13 protein-coding genes and 3 pseudogenes are annotated in these 18,028 nt (G+C 60.3%); 9 read left to right on the forward strand and 7 right to left on the reverse strand.

All coding sequences use genetic code 11. The features are described from left to right. Nucleotides 1–197: 197 nt before the first annotated feature. Nucleotides 198–1,094: an N-acetylglucosamine kinase gene (locus tag CXY70_RS02095; protein ID WP_158250884.1), complete on the forward strand. Its 897-nt coding sequence runs from the start codon at nucleotides 198–200 to the stop codon at nucleotides 1,092–1,094. 8 nt (nucleotides 1,095–1,102) lie between these two features. Here the strand turns inward: CXY70_RS02095 and CXY70_RS02100 are convergent, their stop codons facing one another. The 5 genes and pseudogenes from CXY70_RS02100 to CXY70_RS02115 form a co-directional block, all read right to left on the reverse strand. Further along, complete coding sequence (locus tag CXY70_RS02100) at nucleotides 1,103–2,701, reverse strand: gamma-glutamyltransferase family protein (RefSeq protein ID WP_104190735.1); 1,599 nt, start codon at nucleotides 2,699–2,701, stop codon at nucleotides 1,103–1,105. Between the two features lie 76 nt (nucleotides 2,702–2,777). After that, entirely contained in the window at nucleotides 2,778–3,653 is an 876-nt protein-coding gene (locus tag CXY70_RS02105) for an ABC transporter permease (RefSeq protein ID WP_233205689.1), read from the reverse strand. Further along, on the reverse strand, nucleotides 3,650–4,336 hold the full coding sequence (locus tag CXY70_RS02110; RefSeq protein ID WP_233205695.1) for an ABC transporter permease: 687 nt from the start codon (nucleotides 4,334–4,336) through the stop codon (nucleotides 3,650–3,652). The genes CXY70_RS02105 and CXY70_RS02110 overlap by 4 nt, the downstream gene beginning before the upstream one ends. A 51-nt stretch (nucleotides 4,337–4,387) precedes the next feature. Next, nucleotides 4,388–4,606: pseudogene (locus CXY70_RS18160) on the reverse strand (ABC transporter permease); the annotation flags it as partial. 18 nt (nucleotides 4,607–4,624) lie between these two features. Beyond that, nucleotides 4,625–6,268, reverse strand: coding sequence for an ABC transporter substrate-binding protein (locus tag CXY70_RS02115; RefSeq protein ID WP_104190737.1), 1,644 nt, complete (start codon nucleotides 6,266–6,268; stop codon nucleotides 4,625–4,627). Nucleotides 6,269–6,603: 335 nt separating this feature from the next. On the opposite strand from CXY70_RS02115, the gene CXY70_RS02120 reads away from it, so the two are divergent. The 3 genes and pseudogenes from CXY70_RS02120 to CXY70_RS18165 all read left to right on the forward strand — a co-directional run. Beyond that, nucleotides 6,604–8,283 (forward strand): ABC transporter ATP-binding protein, encoded by a 1,680-nt coding sequence (locus CXY70_RS02120; RefSeq protein WP_104190738.1) that lies wholly within the window; start codon nucleotides 6,604–6,606, stop codon nucleotides 8,281–8,283. A gap of 233 nt (nucleotides 8,284–8,516) precedes the next feature. Further along, nucleotides 8,517–9,803, forward strand: a pseudogene (locus tag CXY70_RS02125) (IS256 family transposase). A gap of 41 nt (nucleotides 9,804–9,844) precedes the next feature. Next, nucleotides 9,845–10,067, forward strand: a pseudogene (locus CXY70_RS18165) (recombinase family protein); the annotation flags it as partial. Between the two features lie 143 nt (nucleotides 10,068–10,210). Here the strand turns inward: CXY70_RS18165 and CXY70_RS02135 are convergent. Continuing rightward, complete coding sequence (locus CXY70_RS02135) at nucleotides 10,211–11,008, reverse strand: DeoR/GlpR family DNA-binding transcription regulator (RefSeq protein ID WP_233205690.1); 798 nt, start codon at nucleotides 11,006–11,008, stop codon at nucleotides 10,211–10,213. 232 nt (nucleotides 11,009–11,240) lie between these two features. Between CXY70_RS02135 and CXY70_RS02140 the strand changes: the two genes are divergently transcribed. The 5 genes from CXY70_RS02140 (at nucleotide 11,241) to CXY70_RS02160 (ending at nucleotide 16,694) form a co-directional block, all read left to right on the forward strand. Next, nucleotides 11,241–12,101, forward strand: coding sequence for a class II fructose-bisphosphate aldolase (locus CXY70_RS02140; protein WP_104190741.1), 861 nt, complete (start codon nucleotides 11,241–11,243; stop codon nucleotides 12,099–12,101). A 103-nt stretch (nucleotides 12,102–12,204) separates the two neighbouring features. Beyond that, nucleotides 12,205–13,539 (forward strand): D-tagatose-bisphosphate aldolase, class II, non-catalytic subunit, encoded by a 1,335-nt coding sequence (locus CXY70_RS02145; protein ID WP_104190742.1) that lies wholly within the window; start codon nucleotides 12,205–12,207, stop codon nucleotides 13,537–13,539. Then, nucleotides 13,532–14,713 carry an SIS domain-containing protein gene (locus CXY70_RS02150; RefSeq protein WP_104190743.1) on the forward strand — a complete coding sequence of 394 codons (1,182 nt, stop codon included), beginning with the start codon at nucleotides 13,532–13,534 and terminating at the stop codon, nucleotides 14,711–14,713. The genes CXY70_RS02145 and CXY70_RS02150 overlap by 8 nt, the downstream gene beginning before the upstream one ends. Before the next feature lie 5 nt (nucleotides 14,714–14,718). Next, a complete protein-coding gene (locus CXY70_RS02155) occupies nucleotides 14,719–15,684 on the forward strand; it encodes an N-acetylglucosamine kinase (RefSeq protein ID WP_104190744.1) in 966 nt (321 codons plus the stop codon). 65 nt (nucleotides 15,685–15,749) lie between these two features. After that, nucleotides 15,750–16,694 (forward strand): DMT family transporter, encoded by a 945-nt coding sequence (locus tag CXY70_RS02160; RefSeq protein WP_104190745.1) that lies wholly within the window; start codon nucleotides 15,750–15,752, stop codon nucleotides 16,692–16,694. Between the two features lie 994 nt (nucleotides 16,695–17,688). Here CXY70_RS02160 and CXY70_RS18170 read toward each other — a convergent pair. Then, complete coding sequence (locus CXY70_RS18170; protein ID WP_233205691.1) at nucleotides 17,689–17,871, reverse strand: hypothetical protein; 183 nt, start codon at nucleotides 17,869–17,871, stop codon at nucleotides 17,689–17,691. Between the last annotated feature and the right edge of the window lie 157 nt (nucleotides 17,872–18,028).

The following is an 18,028-nucleotide window of genomic DNA, read 5'->3' on the forward strand; positions in this document are numbered from 1 at the left end:
CCGCGTGGACTGGTTAATAATATTGTTTTCTTTTATCTTCTGGATGTCTGTAGAATTATGTCACACAGCACCCGGGTGCGTATGATTTCTCTGGTCACAGCATATCGTAAACAAAATTAACTATTACGGGTCAAAGCCCTGGGCATCTCGCCGAGAGTGTGGGCGTGAGGCCGTTCGCCAAGACAAGAAAGAGCGACGTGACCACAGGACTTGTTCTCGGAATCGACGTCGGCGGAACGAAGACGCACCTGCGGGTGCAGGACGACGACGGACGAATAGTAATCGATGTCGTGCGCCCGACGACCGACTGGGAAACAACTCTCCACGCCAAGGCTGACACATTAGCGAAGCTCATTCGGGATATCGGTGGGTCACCGTTGGAACGCATCGTCGTCGGTGCACACGGCTGTGACACCGATGCGGATTGTGCCGCGCTGGCTGAGAACCTCCAGGCTCGAGTCGGCGTGCCGACCGTTGTCGTGAATGATTCGCTACTTCTGGGTCCCGCCGCCGGCTATGGTCGCTGCATCAGCCTGATCAGTGGTACTGGGTCTATCGTTCTCGGCAGCGATGCAAACGGCTCCACGCTATATGCCGGCGGCTGGGGCTGGCTCCTCGGCGACGCCGGCTCCGCATGGGGAATCGTGCGCGAGTCGGTGATGCTGCTAACTGCGGCAGCAGACCGGGGCGAGGGCGACCAGATCCTGCTGGACGGACTGCTGATGGCATCGAACTGCGCAAATCTGCGTGACTTGGTCGCCTACCTGGAGCGTTGGCCGGCCGCTGACTGGGCCACTTGGGTGTCCGCAGTCTTCACGGCAGCAGCCGTCGGGTCGTCGCTCGCTGAAGAAGCAATTTCCCAGGGCGCCCGGACTCTGTCCGCGCTCGTCACTACACTCCTTCAACGCGGGGCGATCGCCGAAGCGGTCGTGGCTGCGGGAGGCGTCATCGTCAACCAGCCCACTTTCGCCGCGAAGTTGGCCCGTTACCTTGCACACGACAACGGGCTACCGCTCGTCGTGCATGCTGGAGCTCCCGTTGCAGGGGCAGTTCGGCTCGCGCGCGAGCACTTGCTCGGTGTGGTCCCCACCTGATCGGCTTCTCAGCCCGACAGCGACGACGTGAGGCTCACCCCGCGGATCAACCCTGAGGTGCGGAGGCTGTCGGAACGTCGGTCCGAGCCCAATTGAAATCCGTCGCTAGTAATAAGGATCGCCTGGGCCTGGCCGAATCGATTGTCGACCTCATCGATCAGTTCTATCGGCATGCCTGCCTTGCGGAGCATTATGAGGCTCGAGGGATCGGTCCGGCGCTCGATCAAAATCGTGGATGTCTCGCCTCCCGACACGGAAGGAACCACCCACCTTGGGGCATCGACGGCTTCCTGTGCGGACGCACCGTTGAGGAGGCGCGCGATCACCTGGGCGACAATCGCAGGCTGGTTCTTGCCCCCCATCGTTCCTGCGGCAGCAATCACTCGTCCACCGCGTCGCACGAGTGCGGGCATCAGCGTGTGCGGCGGTTTGTTGCCCCCGACTAGTTCTGAAGGGTCGCCCGGCTGAAGGGTGAATGCCGAACCGCGATTGTGCCCAATCATTCCTGTCGACTGTTCAAGGATGCCGGAGCCGAAGGCACCAGACACGCTCTGGATGTGGGACACGACTCGGCCCTCAGTATCGACCGCCATCAGCGCAATAGTGTCTCCCGTCAGAGTCGGCTGCGCGTACCCCGTATCCCGGGGAGCGGTCGCCTCTTCGAGAATACGACGGATCGTGTCATCGGATACGAGATCCTCCCCCGTGACCGTCATGCTGCGCGGATCCCCGAGCACAGCGTCCCGCATCCTCCCGAATGCGTCGACCGCCCGCGGCATCCAGGCCAGGTCTGCCCCGTGAGTCCATTCCGGCGAACCGGCAAGCTCGGCCGCGCCGAGCATCTGCAAGAGCACGAAGCCTTGCGAGCTCGGTGGCGCCGTCAATACCTCGGATTCGCCGTATTGGCGCGCGATCGGCTCAACGAACCCTGGCTGGTGTTCGGCGAGGTCCGTCGTCGTCAGTAATGACCCCCGTTTCGCGACTCCCCGCACAAAAGCCTCGGCGATCGGCCCCTCGTACAAGACCCTGGGCCCGTCAAGGGCTATGGAACGAAGCGTGGCGGCGAGTTCGGGCTGCACGATACGGTCAGCTGTGGATTTTGGTCTGCCGTCCACGGTGAAGAAGAGCGCTCTGCAGCCGGGATCCGCCTCGAGCATCGGTCGGTAGTCGACGATGTCTCTGGCGAGCGAATTCGCCACCTCGACTCCATCTTCAGCGAATCCGATGGCGTCACTCAAGAGTTCAGCAAACGGGATTCGTCCGCTCTCGGCGTGCATCAGTCCCCAGGCCGCCACTCCACCGGGAACCGTGATCGTGTGTGGGCCACGGTCTGGCATGGCTTCGTCGCCCCGCCCGCGCAGGAACGCCGCACTCAGGGCCCGCGGGGCACGGCCGGTGCCGTCGACGGCGCGAACGTGAGAATCGTCGGCGAGCAACGACCACGAGTCACCAGCCAAGGAGACCATATGCGGGTATACCACGCACAGAACAGCGCTGGCTGCGATCGCCGCGTCGACAGCTGTTCCGCCTAAGCCGAAGATTCGATTTCCAGCATCAGTCGCTAGATAATGCGGGGTGACGATGGCGCCAGTGGTTGGCAGCGTCATGAGGCTCCTTTTTGGTCAAGTAGTGCGGGGGCGCCGAGCCCTGTAAGCAATCGACGTCCGGACGGATGTTCTCGGACTAGTAAACGTCGAGCGCGTCTCGTAGCGCGTCGCCCAGTATGTTGAACGAGAGGCACATGAGGAGGATCGCGAGACCGGGGACGACAGCGGCCCACGGAGCGACCGTGAAATATTGCTGCGCTTCGGCGAGCATAACGCCCAGGCTCGGCATCGGCGGCTGGAGCCCTAGCCCCAGGAATGACAGACCGGCCTCCATAAGAATAGCTGTCGGAATGATCATGGTCACCTGCACGATCAGGGGCGACAACGCGTTAGGCAGGACATACCGCGACAAGATCCGATGCTGTCCTGCCCCCTGAACCTTGGCCGACGTTACGAAGTCAAGTGCTGAAATGCGAAGCGTCTCGACGCGGACCACACGCGTGATGACTGGAATGTAGGAGATTCCGATGGCGATGGCCGCATTTGTGAGGTTGGCGCCGTTGATTGCGGCCAGCCCGAGCGCCACGATGAGTGCGGGGAATGCGAGTGTCACGTCACTCAGTCGCGAGACCACGGCATCGATGTAGCGGTTCGAGCCGGAGAGCAATCCGAGCGGGACTCCGATAGCGATTGCCACAAGGACGCTAATCACACCGACGAGTAACGATGCCTGCATCCCCCAGAAGGTGCGGGTGAGCATGTCCCGGCCAAGGTTGTCGGTGCCGAGCAGATAGCCTGCGGTGCCTGGGCGCTGCGTCAGGGCGCCAAAATTGGCATCGCCTGGTCCGTAGGGAGAAATAACGGCAGCGAGCGATGCGATCAGGATGATTATCACGACGACAATGGCGCTGGACAGCCCGAGCGGATTATGGACGAGCCGATACAACGCGCGCTTCGACCCTGTGCGGTATTGGATCAACGTCGACTTTTCAACCTCGACTAGCTCGGTCACTGAGAGCCTCCAACGCGAACACGAGGGTCGATGACCGTATACAGAACATCGACTACTAGGTTGATTAATACGTACGACGCCGCGACCACAAGGACTGCGGCTTGGATAACCGCATAGTCGCGCTGGGCAATCGCGTCCACAGTGAGCTTTCCAAAGCCCGGCAGGCCAAAGAGGCGTTCGGTGATAACGACACCGGCAATCAAGGCGCCGAGCTGGAGACCGATGATTGTCGTGACGACAATCATGCTGTTACGCAAAGCATGGTTGATCACCACACGCCGTTCACTCAGACCTTTGGCGCGGACGGCAACGATGTATTCGGTGGCGAACGCCGCGAGCATCCCGGACCGAGTCTGGCGCATAACCACCGCGGCGAGACCAGTGCTCAGCACGAACGCCGGCATGATTAGGTGCGACAGCGCGCCAATCGGGTCTACAAATATGGACACGTAACCTGAAGCTGGAAGCCAGCCTAGCTGCACTGAGAAGAGCAGAATGGCCAGCATGCCGAGCCAGAAGCTCGGGACCGACAACCCGATGATGGCGGCAGAGTTGGCGACCCACTCAGGCCAGCGCCCCTTCCAGTACGCCGCGGCAACCCCGAACACGATGCCGATGAGCGCCGCCATGGCGACTGCAAGCACGGCGAGTTGGATGGTGACCGGGAGGGTCTGTCCGATCATGTCGGAGATCGCTAACCCACTTCGCGATGACCGCCCTAGGTCCCCTCGGAGCACCGACAGAACGAAACGGCCGTATTGAACGATCAGGGGCTGGTCGAAGCCGTACTTCTCGTTGATGGCAGCGATCAGATCCGGAGATGGGTTCTCACCGGCGAGCGTCAGGGCGGGGTCCCCTGGGAGCGCCCGCGCTCCCAGGAAGACCACGACCGACGCAAGAAGGAGGGTCAGGAGGGCCTGACCCGCCTTCGTTGCAATGTATCGGACGTTCATCGGACTACGAACTTTCCCTTACTCGGAGAACGCGGCGAAAGCGAGGCGCGGGAGACCGTCTGGGAACACCTGGACTCCGTTCAGGCCAGTTGCCACGCCGGTGAGATTGCGCGAGCGGAACAAAACAATCAGGGGGTTCTCCTCCTGAACGATCGACGTTGCCTCTTCGTACAGTGCCTTACGGCCCTCAAGGTCGCTCGTGACGGACGCCTTGTTCAGGGCGTCGTCGAGTTCGGGCGTGGAGAATCCGCTGTAATTCTGCGATCCACCCGTGCTCAGGAATGCACGCATGTTGCCATCCGGATCGACACGGCCTGACCACTCTTGGAAGAGAACCGAGAAATCACCGACGTTGATCTGGCTGACGAGGCTACTTTCCTCACGCGGGTCGAGCTTCACGCTGAAGCCGGCGGCCGGGAGTTGCGACTGCAGCGCCTGCAGGTAACGCTGTGTGTCCGTGTTGGTCGATCCGAGGATAGTGAGCTCGAACGGCACGGCAACGCCGGCTTCCTTCAGCAGTGCCTTGGACTTATCAGGATCGTACTCGTTGCAGGCGGTGGTCACATCGGTAGCGAAGTCGCTGCCTTCTCGGATGGGAGAACATGCCGATGTGTACCAACCCCCGAATGCGGTCTCCACGAGCGCTTCGCGGTCGACTGCATAGGAGAGGGCTTCGCGTACCTTCGAGTTGTTCGCAAGATCACCCTCGATGTCACCGGTTGGCTTTCCTGGGCCGCTCGTGTTGGCGACGTTGACAACGAGGCCGCGCCAGCCCAGAGCTGAGCTTTTCAGGACCTTGAGGTTTGGGTCGGCGGCAATGGCGTCGATGTTCTGGGTGGAAAGGGTATCCGCCACATCAATGTCGCCGGACTGGAGGTTGGCGCCTCGAACGCTGGCATCGATGATCAGACGGAACTCGATGGTGTCGAGGTAAACCTTGTCCGCTGCGTAGTAGTTCGGATCCTTTTCCAGCGAAATAGCCGTCTGCGGAACCCAACTCACGAATTTGAAGGGACCAACGCACACAGGTGATGTACCGAAACCATCATCCCCCGTTGTCTTCAACGCAGTCGGACTCATGATCATCCCGGCCCGATCGGCGAGGACCGCAGGCAACACTGAGAAGGGCGTCGTATAGTGGAGGGCGACATGCGATTTATCGACGACCTCAATGGAATTAATGGGGCCAAGCTCCGACCTGCGCTTAGACGTCGGGAGATCGATGGCCCGCTGGAGCGAGTTCGCCACGGCAGCCGCGTCCATGGGAGTGCCGTCCGCAAAGACTGCATCGCTGCGCAAGGGGATCGTGTAGGTCAGTCCATCGTCGGAGATCTCAGGGAGATCGGTCGCAAGCTGAGGCACGATGGATGCCTTCTCATCGGTGTCGTAGAGCTTCTCGCACATCGACGCGAGGACGAAACGGGAGTAAGACGTGCCGGCCTGAGTCGGGTCGAGGGTGTCAGGCTCCGAGGAGAGACCCATGACAAGATCGCCACCCTTGACAGCCTCCGATTCGTTGAGGACCGTCCCGAAATCGTCTCCGCCCGGGTCAACAGCGACCGACGCCGACTTTGCCTCGACGGGACTGCAGGCCGTCAGGGTACCAAGGGCAGCGACGAGGACAAGTGCTGTCAACGTGTTGGAACGCGCGTTATGTCGCATTGATTTTCTCTTTCGTCTTCATTGGTTTTGGAGAATGACTCGCTCTTCCGCTCGGTCCCCCACCGGAACCGCTTGTGTCTCGCACCCTCAGGTCGCTAAAACGAGCGTTGGTTGATACTAGCTGACTTGAAAATAAAAATAAGCAAATTTATTAACTTAGTTGCTTGATCAATATGTAATGAAAATCTCGCGCTCCAGTTCATCCATTTGCAATAGACAATGGCTTGCTTGAGTTCTGTAACCCGATTAACCTAGTATGCAAGAACGTTGTCCGTAGTAGTTCTCAAAAGCCTGCGGCCTGACTCTCACCGACTCAGAGCGAAGAAAGGCAGCTCATGGCGATTTCACCCCGCACTACTGCGACTCATACAGGACGTGTGCTATCCGTCACGGAATTACACGTTGCCTTCAGTACGGAGAATGGGAAAGTCGAAGCCCTCAAGGGAATAACCTTCGATGTGAAAAAAGGAGAAATTCTCGCGATAGTCGGCGAGTCCGGCTCAGGCAAATCCGTGGCTGCCCGTGCCGCGCTCGGCCTGCTTCCGCGCACGGCAATAGTGACGGGCTCGATCGAGCTCTTGGGCAGGGATCTCCTGAACCTCTCGCCACGTGACCTCCAAAGCATTCGCGGTCGCAAGGCATCGATGATCTTCCAGGAGCCCGCATCAGCACTCGATCCCGTTTACCGGGTCGGGGACCAACTCGTTGAAGCGCTTATGGCACACGGAGACCTTGCACGAAAAAGTGCAAGAGAACGTGCAATTGAATTGCTGAACCTAGTTGGAATCCCGGATCCCGCAAAGCGCATCCGCTCGTACCCTCATCAGCTCTCCGGCGGCCAGCAACAGCGGGTAATGATCGCCATGGCCATAGCACTCGATCCGCCGCTCATCATCGCCGACGAGCCGACCACCGCGCTGGACGTGACTGTGCAAGCGTCAATCATGGAGCTCCTGCGCTCGCTCCGCGACCGGCTCGGCATCTCGATCCTCCTAATCAGCCACAACATGGGCGTTGTTGCTGACCTAGCTGACCGGATCATCGTGATGAACAAAGGGGAAATCGTCGAGGATGGCGAGGTGAACCAAGTCTTCGCGGCCCCGGTAGCTGAATACACGCGCACCCTACTGGCAGCCGTGCCGCGGCTATTCGATGAGGCACGTCCGGACGAACTGGTCAAAGAACGGGACTCGACGATCGAACCCGCACTCCGACTGGATAATGTGACAGTGACCTATCCAGGCGGATTCCGCCGACCTCCCGTCAAAGCGGTCAAGAAGGTGAATCTGGAAATTGCACCCGGCGAAATCCTCGGCCTGGTCGGCGAGTCCGGTTCTGGAAAGTCGACCCTCACGAAAGCGGTGCTGGGGCTCGTGTCTCCGGCATCTGGCCAGGTGCGGACTCTGGGCGTCGACCCGGCGGTGGCCCGCGGGTCTGAGCTCACTCGCTTGCGCCGTAACCTCGGCATGGTATTCCAGGACCCACGCAGTTCGCTCAATCCGCGCATGACACTGGGTGAAGGCATCGCCGAACCGCTGGCGATCCACAAAGTAGGGTCGAAAAATGACCGCCGCAAGCGGACGCTTGAACTGCTGGACGCGGTTCAGCTGCCGTCGAATTTCGCCCAGCGCTTCCCGCACGAGCTTTCCGGTGGCCAGCGTCAGCGCGCGAGCTTGGCTCGCGCCCTGAGCTTGAGTCCGAAGCTTGTTCTCGCAGACGAACCGACCTCGGCCTTAGATGTGTCCGTTCAGGCAGCGGTTCTCGAGTTGTTCCTCGACTTGCAGCGAGAGTTCAATTTCGCCTGCCTGTTCATCACACACGACCTGGCTGTCGTCGGCTCCCTAGCCCATCGACTCGCCGTCATGCGATATGGCGAGATCGTCGAGCTCGGCTCCACCCGAGAGGTGTTGCACTCGCCGAGACACGCCTACACCCGAAACCTGATCAACGCGGTACCGTTGCCCGATCCTGGGGCCCAGGCATTGAAGCGCGAGGCTCGAGCCAAGGCCGTGTGAGGCGGGTCCTCACTCCCTGACCACCACACCTCCCGAGATCGCCAATCCCTCAGCTGTCTAGCCACCATTCACGGCAATTCCATGCACCCACGCCAAGCGCGTCCAAAGGGGTAGGCACCACACTGACGAAATCGGGGCTGTCTCTTTGACGGTGTTTTCGGCCTGACGGGACTGTCTCTTAAACGGTGTTTCCGGCCTGACGCGCTGGACGTGGGTCTGGCGGGAAAGGCGCCGTGATGACGACACTTGATGCTGTGACGAAGAAAACGAAATCTGAGCCCACTCGTGAGGCGGTGGCGGCGAAGGAATGGGTGCGCTTGGCCAAAGAGCAGGGCCTGGCCCTTGACGGTCCGAATAGGCTGCTGGGCCAGTTCACGAAAAGATTTCTCGAGACCGCGCTGAACGAGGAAATGACCGATCACCTCGGTCATGAAAAGAACCGTGCGCCGGACGAGCGTGACGACTCGAACGTGCGCAATGGGACCCGCACCAAAACGGTGATCAGTCCCACGACGGGGCCGGTCACCATTCAGGTGCCCCGTGATCGGGACGGCACGTTCACTCCGGTGATCGTGCCGAAACGACATCGCCGTTTGACTGGCGTCGATGATATCGTGCTGTCCTTGTATGCTCGCGGTCTCACGACCGGCGAGATCAGCGCGCACTTCAACCAGATTCATGGTGCGCAGGTATCGAAAAAGACCATCTCCCGCATCACAGACAAAGTGATCGAGGGGATGCAGACCTGGCAGTCACGCCCGTTGGACGCCGGGCAGTTTCTACTGATCGTTGCGAATCCCGAGCAGGGAGAAACCAATGGGCAGATCGCCAACCGGCCCATCTACGCGGCCATCGGCGTGACTCTGGACGGTGAGAAGGACATTCTCGGGTTGTGGGCCGGCACCGGCGGTTAGGGCGCCAAGTTCTGGATGTCTGTCCTGACCGATATCAAGAACCGTGGTGTCATCGACACGTTCTTCCTGGTCTGGGACGGTTTGAAGGGTCTGCCCGACGTCGTTGGGAACGTGTGGCCGTTGACGACGGTGCAGACCTGCATCATTCATCTGATTCGGAACACGTTCAAGCTCGCCTCAAAGAAGGATTGGGATGCGATGAAACGAGCGGTGAAGCCGATCTACACCGCTCCGACCGTCGACGCCGCGCGGGCAGCGTTGGATGATCTGACCAAGATCTGGGGGAAGAAATACGGTGCGATCGTCCGTTTGTGGGAGTCGGCGTGGGAAGAGTTCACCCCGTTCCTGTCCTACGATCCCGAGATTCGCCACGTGATCTGCTCCACCAATGCGATCGAGTCGCTCAACGCCCGGTATCGGCGGGCGGTGCGCGCGCGAGGACATTTCCCCACCGAGCAGGCCGCTCTGAAATGCTTGTCTCTGGTCACGCGAAGTCTCGACCCCACCGGAGTAGGCCGAGCCCGTTGAACGATGAGGTGGAAACCAGCGCTCAACGCCTTCGTCATCACCTTCCACGACCGCTGGCCGAACGCAGAATCCTACTAATGAAAAACGCCGGAAACACCGTTACCAAGACACCCCCGGCCGCCGGGCCGACCGCGGCGCGAGCACGGGGGAGGACGGGCGCGCGTCCATTCAAGATGACGTTTAGCCAAGGTTCGCCAAGCCATGGCTGTGATGGGGCAGCGGGAAACCAAGATGGGTGCTCTCTGTAAGGAGCTCGGGGTCACCCGGCAGACGCTGTACCGCCATGTTTCCCCGTTGGGGGAGCTGCGACCTGACGGCGCGAAGCGTCTCTCCCAGGAGTAGTAGCACCGCTGGCTGAGAATTGTGCCGGATGGGTGTGGCGGCCGTCGTCTTTTGCGACTGAAACTTCGCCGCATTGTTGTGATGGGCAGGAAGAGATCCGCGGTGAGTGTCACCCGACCCCAAGTTGTTTGTCTTCTTTATTGTCAGCTGCCGTCGGCGGCCAGGGCCTCTGCGTCACTCGACCGGGTCAAGGCTAGATTGACGACGTGGACAACAATTCCGCTCTCGGCGATCAAAGCGAGGGCTTCTGGGTTTGCGCTGGAGTCAGTGACAAAGTCATCGATCTCACTGAGGTCGGCCATCTTCGCAAAGGTCACCTGACCTACTTTGGACCCGTCGGCGACGACGATGACTCGCCGAGCCTTCGCGACCATTGCATGATTTGTTCGAGCTTCCGTTTCATCATGCGTCGTCACTCCACCAGCCGCGCTTATGCCGTCTGTGCCGAGTACAGCAGTGGCAACATTGATGGCGTTGAACGTGTATTCCGATAGAAAACCCACGGCCTCAAATGAGCTTTGTCGAACGACCCCTCCTGTAATGATCACTTTGATGAGTGGGCGTGCAGCGCACTCCATGGCTATGGTCAGCGAATTGGTCACAATCGTCAGCTCTGAACGGTTGCGGAGCGCGCGGGCAACCTCTTCAGTCGTCGTGCCACCGCTGAGAGCGAGAGCATACGGACCAGGCGGAATCATCTCCACAGTTCTGCGTGCAATGAGATGCTTGGCCTCTCGGTACTGATTGTTTCGAAGCCGGACCGGAATCTCATTACGGGCATCCAACGCCCGAGCGCCGCCGTGGGTGCGAATCAGGAGACCCTGCTCATCCAAATCGGCGAGATCACGGCGCAACGTGGCAGTCGTAGTTCCGACCTCAGCGGCAAGCATCCCGAGCGACATGCTCGTCTGTTCGTGCAGAAGCGACAGTACAGCACGCATACGCTCCGATCGCTTGCTGGATAGAGCGCGGGGAATGGATGGATATGAGCTGTTCTGAGGCATGAACTACCTTCGCTGGTAGGGATACGTACATTATTTATGTTCATTTTAACCAAAAAATTGCACGATTCAAGCAATTGGACGCACCATGAGTCATGACAAAGACGAATAGGACGGATGGTGCTGTCCCGGCGCAATCCGTTCCGCTCGGCGGCGCATGGAGGGAGGGATCATGACGCTCGCTACGACCCGGGACCTCGTCGATCGCGCAGTAGCCGGGAATCGTGCCGTACTTGCCTTCAACATGATCACGCTCGAACATGCTGAGGCCATTGTCACCGGCGTCGAGCGCGCCAACAGCACCGCCATCCTGCAGGTGAGTGAGAACGCGATCCGATTTCACGGAGGCAAGTTTTCACCCATCATCGCGGCGTGCGCGAGGATCGCCATCGAGGCGACCGTGCCCATCTCTATTCACTTCGATCATTTCCAGGACCTTGCGTTGACCGAGCTGGCGATCGATCTTGCCGCTGAGTTCGGGGTGAGCTCGATAATGGTCGACGCCGCGCGCCTTCCCTACGGCCAGAATATTCAGCAGACCTGCGCCCTGACCCAGCGAGCCCATGCGCAGGGCCTTTGGGTCGAAGGTGAACTCGGCGAGATCGGCGGCAAGGACGGACCTCACTCCCCGTTTGCGCGCACCCATCCCGATGAGGCCCGCGATTTCGTGCAAAAAACCGCTGTCGATGGGCTCGCCGTGGCGGTCGGCAGCTCACATGCGATGACGTCGCAGAACGCACGGCTCGACATGGCATTGATCGCGGAACTCGTTCTCGGCGTGCCTGTGCCCCTTGTCCTCCACGGGTCATCCGGGGTTGCTGATGAAACCCTCGTAGGCGCAATCGCCGCCGGGATGCGAAAAATTAACGTCGGAACAGCATTGAACGTCGTCTTCACCCGCGAGGTGCGGCGCTTCTTAGACATGAACCTCGCGGTCACCGATCCACGGAAGTATATCCGCAAGGGATCCGAATCGATGGCACGCACCGTCACCCATCTCTGCACGCTCGTCGACGCGGCACCCAGCCACTGACCGCTCGCCGACGTACTCAAATCGACCATTACGCCCAACGAATCACCACCGACACCGGCACCTACACAAGGGGGGTATCGGTGGGAAACTGCAAAGGAGCACGATGCAAAATCACCTGTGGAACACAGTACGCCGACACAAGGCAGGTGAAACTGTCGGTATCTACTCCGTGTGCTCGGCACACCCGGCTGTCCTCGAAGCCGCTATCCGCCAGGCGGATTTTGATGACACATATGTGCTCATCGAGGCGACCTCCAACCAGGTCGACCAGTTCGGCGGGTACACCGGCATGCGCCCGGCCGACTTCCGTGAACTGGTCTACTCGATTGCCGACGAGATCGGCTTCGCCAGGGACCGCCTCGTGCTCGGTGGAGATCACCTGGGACCGAACCGGTGGCAGAAGCAGCCCGCCGCGGAAGCCATGGCTAACGCCGAGACGCTGGTCGCGACCTATGTCGAGGCCGGTTACACCAAGATCCATCTCGATTGCAGCATGTCCTGTGCCGGCGACCCCGTGCCGCTCGGCGACGAACTAGTCGCGCAGCGAACGGCCCGACTGCTCCGTGTTGCGGAGGACACAGCCGCACGGGCCGGGCTCGCCACCGAGACCCTGTACGTGATCGGAACCGAGGTTCCCGTTCCCGGCGGCGCGCACGAGACTTTGGGCGAATTGACCGCGACTCCGCCGGAGGCGGCTAGAAAAACTTTGGATCGTCACCGGGCCGCGTTCGCGGAAGTTGGCCTCACCGACATCTGGCCTCGCATCGTCGCGCTCGTTGTGCAACCTGCGGTCGAATTCGACCATCTTCAAGTCATCGACTACCGCCGCGCAGGGACCGCCCGGCTGCGAACCGTGCTGAACGACGAACCCGGACTGCTCTTCGAGGCTCACTCCACCGACTACCAAGACCAGGGTCGGCTCGCTGAGCTCGTCGAAGACCACTGGGCGATTCTCAAGGTAGGCCCTGGACTGACCTTCGCCATGCGCGAGGCGCTCTTCGCATTGGCCAAGATCGAGGACGAACTAGTGCCGGTGGACGAACGCTCCGACCTTATCGACGTGATCGATGGCCAGATGCTTGCCCACCCGGAATATTGGGAGGGTTACTACGAGGGCACGGCCACTGACCAGCAGATCGCACGTCGATTCAGCTACAGCGACCGGATGCGCTATTACTGGCCCGATGCAGAGATCGAACAGGCAACGAACCGCCTCTACGCGAACCTAGCGAAGCTGGACATTCCGCTGCCGCTGATCAGCCAGTTCCTACCGGACCAGTACGCGCGGGTCCGCGCTGGAACCCTTGCCCCTGAACCGCGCGCACTCGTCGTCGACAAGATCCGCGACGCCCTGCGCCCATACGCGTACGCCTGCTTCCCGGCGGTCCGCGACCGTGCCACTACGACCACCACAACCAACGGAGCCCTCTTTGTCTAGTCTCAGTCCCGCCGCCGTCGGCCACGCCGGCCTTCCCGGTTCGTCGACCACCTTCCGCGAAATCGCTCAACAGCCGGACGTATGGCGCGAAGCATCCGAAAATGTTGCCGCCCAGCGCCCAGCGATCGAGGCCTTCCTCACGCCGCTCCTCGGACGATCCGATCTTCGCATCGTGCTCACCGGCGCCGGATCTTCCGCCTTCGTTGGAGATATCGCTGCCCCGGCCTTGGCCCGCCTTCTTGGCCGTCGCGTCGAGGCAGTCGCCACGACGGACATCGTTTCTAATCCGAGGGAATGCTTCGCCGAAGACGTGCCCACCCTCCTCGTCTCGTTCGCCCGCTCGGGCAACAGCCCCGAAAGTAGTGCTTCCACGGTCCTGGCCGACGAGATCCTCACAGACGTGAGCCACCTCATCCTTACCTGCGACGAAACCGGAGACCTGTCCAGGCACCACGAGGGCCGCGCAAAGTCGAAAGTTGTCCTCACCCCGCGACGCTCCAACGACGAAGGCTTCGCCATGACGTCGAGCTTCACCTCGATGCTGCTGACGAGCCTGCTCATTCTGGGCGGTCCGAATGAAGCCGCCGTCACGGCACTCTCCGCCGCCGCATCCCGGATCATCGAGCACCGTCAAGAGGAGATCAACGTCCTGGCAGCATCCGGGTTCAAACGCATCGTCTATATCGGCAGCGGCCCGCTGACCGGTCTCGCCCGGGAATCCGCCCTCAAGCTCCTTGAACTGACTGCGGGTAAGGTCGTCACCTACTACGACTCCGCCCTGGGGTTCCGGCACGGACCGAAGTCTGTCCTGGACGAGACCACGCTCGCCCTCGTCTATGTCTCGTCCGACCCGTATACCCGTCAGTACGACTGGGACATGGCCGCCGAGCTGCGCAAGATGCTCTCCCCCGAACGAGTCATCGTGATCTCCCCCGAGCCGCTCCCCGCTGACGATGGCCGAACGTGGCTTCTCGGCGAACTGACGGGCCTCGACGACGCTTTCCTTGCCGTCGGATACGTCGTCATCGCCCAACTCGTCGGCCTCGCGTTCTCACTTAAATTGGGCGCGACCCCCGACAACCCCTTCCCGAGCGGAGATGTCACCCGCGTCGTCAAGGGCGTATACATTCACCCACTGCCAGCCTCGACCAGCACGGCGTCGAGAGTGATCTAACCGCCATGGCCTTCTTCTTAGGTGTTGATGGGGGCGGGTCCAAGACCGCTTTCGTGCTCATCAACGACTCCGGACAGATCGTCGCAGAAACGCAAGCACCGAGCTGTTACTACTTCAGTAAGGGGATCGAGCTCGTCAGCCGTATCCTCGCGGACGGCATTGGCACGATCATCGCCCAGGCCGGCATCGAAACGACGGACATCGACTACACCTTCTTCGGATTGCCCGGATACGGAGAGGTGAGCGCGGACATTAAACGTCTGGATGCCCTGCCCCACAAGATCCTCGGCCACGGCCGTTACTCCTGCGACAACGACATGATGGGCGGCTGGGCCGGATCCCTCGGCGCCGTCGACGGCATCAACGTCATCAGTGGGACCGGATCGATGACCTATGGCGAACGCGCCGGCCACGGCCACAGGGTCGGCGGCTGGGGTGAGCTCTTCGGCGACGAAGGTTCTGCCTATTGGATCGCAATCCGAGGCTTGAACGCCTTTTCCCGTATGAGTGACGGTCGCCTGCCCCGCGGACCGCTCTATGACGTGGTCAAGAAGCGAGTCGATGTGACCAGTGATCTCGATCTGATCGACGTCGTCGCCAACCGGTGGAAAGGCCAGCGAGGAGCCATCGCCGACCTCTCGAAGACAGTCGTCGAAGCCGCCGGCCTCGGGGACCTCATTGCCGCGCAGATCATCACGGATGCGTGCACGGAACTGGCCAGAATCGTCGACACGACGCGCACCGAACTCGGGTTCGCCGCCGAAGACGCCATTCCCGTGTCCTATTCGGGCGGCATGTTTACGGCCAGCGCCGTGCGGCAAGGCTTCGAAAAGGCCCTCGCGTTGCTACACCCAAGTTACGAACTGCGCATTCCGCAGTTCGACCCTGCAGTCGGAGCCGCGCTATATGCCGCAAAAAAATCCGGCGCTCCGTTGTCGGAGACGGCTCTGGCCAACCTCCGATCGAACTGAGCACGACCTTCCGTTTCACCCGATCCACCCGTTTCGCCAAGTCAGATGTCAATGAGGAGATCGCAATGAAGAAAACACAGAGTTGGATATTTTACGCAGCGCTCTTGGTACTGTTCTGGGGTGTGTGGGGTGCGTTTTCCGCCCTGCCCATCACCCTTTATGGTTATCCCGATGAGATGATCTACGTCATTTGGGCGATCGTGATGATTATCCCGGCCGCATTCGCCCTGCGGGGTCAGAAATTTGATCGGCGTCCGAAAGCGGCTATGTACGGTCTGCTCATCGGATTGACCGGCGCAGGCGGGCAACTCTTGCTCTTCAACGCCCTCTCCTCCGGCCCCGCTTACTTGATTTTCCCGATCATCTCCATCTCGCCGGCCATTACCGTGCTCATGGCCATGGCATTCCTCCGAGAACGCCTGCCCAAGGTCGCGATCATCGGCCTTGTCGCGGCTCTCGCGGCGATCGTCCTCTTCAGCGTCTCAGGCGGTTCGGGTGGAGCCGACTCCGGGGCGTGGCTGATTATCGCGATTTTCGTCTCCATCGCGTGGGGAGTGCAGGCGTTCTTCATGCGGAAGGCGGCGACGATCGGAGTGAACGACGCGACGACATTCGCCTGGATGGCCATAAGTGGCCTCATCTTGACCCCATTTGCGATCTCTTCCATGGGTGGAATTCCTCTGGACGTACCCTGGCAAGCCCCGACGCTCACCGCTGCAACTCAGCTCCTGAATGCGGTTGGCGCACTCTTCCTTGTTATGGCACTTAGCCGAGGCAAAGCCTCCATCGTGGCGCCCACGACGAACGCCCTTGCCCCGGTCCTCACGATAGTTGTCTCGCTCATCGTCTACCAGACACTCCCGACTATCTTCGGAACCATCGCGATCATCCTCGCACTCCTCGGCTCGACCCTTATGGTCTACAGCGACGAACGACGCGGAGAGGCCAGCCTAAAAAACATGAACTCAGACGCAAACAAGACTTCTGAAAGAGCAAACATAGTCGGTTAGCCACCTTCAGTTGCACAGCGGCGGTGGCCTGCCTGCAGTTGAGCGTCGTCCCAGGTGGTCAACTCGGGCAGGCTTCGTGGTTGTTCGCGCTCGGAGCGGTTGATTTCGTCCGTCACAGAGAACCCCTCGTGCCTATCGAAAATTTTTGCATGGATTACCCGAGTACAACGGTCGTAGCGGACCTCTCGTTTGATGTGCGGCATGCAGACGGGGCATCTAAAGTCATTGCGCTCCATTCCCCGTTTCCATTACGTTGGCGGCGAAGATCGATGTGTCACTACACTTTCGGCATATTGCTGAGCGCAGACGATTGCATCCAATAGGGGGCACAAGATGTCGGTGACAGAGCTACCATCGTTGGAGTTTCTGATAGCAATCGTGTGCCCCGCTGGAGGCTGGTCGGAGCGGTGCTCTTGATCATCGTGCTCACCTCAACAATTGTCCAGGGTACGGCGGCATATGCATTCAGCCTTTCGGAGTTCATCTCAGGTGAACGGTCCACCGGCGGTCTGATCGCTATAGCGGCAGCATCAATGTCAGCGTTCGCTGCATCAATTGGCAGGGTTTCTGGCGTATTATCTCGGTGTGGATGGTTGTTGCCGCGATCCTCGGAGTCGTTCTCGTTACTTTCGAAAGTTCACGGATCCAGTCAAATGGTGGATCCGCAGATGATTCCGGGATTTCACGGGCCGAGGGCTCCGAGCAGACACCAGAACTGTCAGCTGCCGCGGACACAGTGCTCTTCTCAACTCTGATGAAGCCAACTGGCGGCAGTTGTCCGCGGAACGCGTAGCCGCGGGTGACACGATTGAGTCCGTCAACAGCATGTCTGACGAGCAATTCTGCGTCCTCAACATGTGGCTTTTGACGCCTACGACGCTGAGATGGGCTACACGCAAGATGAGACCATCGCGTAGTGCTCATCGTGGATGGTCGAAGATTGAGCGCTGGAGCCCTCAGCCTTAGATCGGCGACTGGCAGTCAACCCCAGAAGCTATCCACGCTGCGCGGCGGAGGCCGCACGAATTTGCATCGTGTGATCGGGACTGGTTGGATCGCGATCGAGGCCGTCCATTTGACATGCTACCGCCGCGAGATCAAGGTCTTCACGGTCGAGAATGGCGACGATGCCGGCCAATAGCCTGGCCCATAACTGCCACCGATCAATGGGCACCATTTACAACGGATCTCGGTGGACGAGGAATCACCGAGACGCCTCGCCGGTGTTGCGTTGGACACTGACCGGGATCACCGCCACGGAATTTGTCAAGGTGAATGAGGCCAGTGGGAGTTTAGGCGGCTAGTTCGAGTCGGTCATTCTCGGTGGGTTTGTC

The sequence above is a fragment of the Cryobacterium sp. Y82 genome (assembly GCF_002929495.1).
Lineage (GTDB): Bacteria > Actinomycetota > Actinomycetes > Actinomycetales > Microbacteriaceae > Cryobacterium > Cryobacterium serini.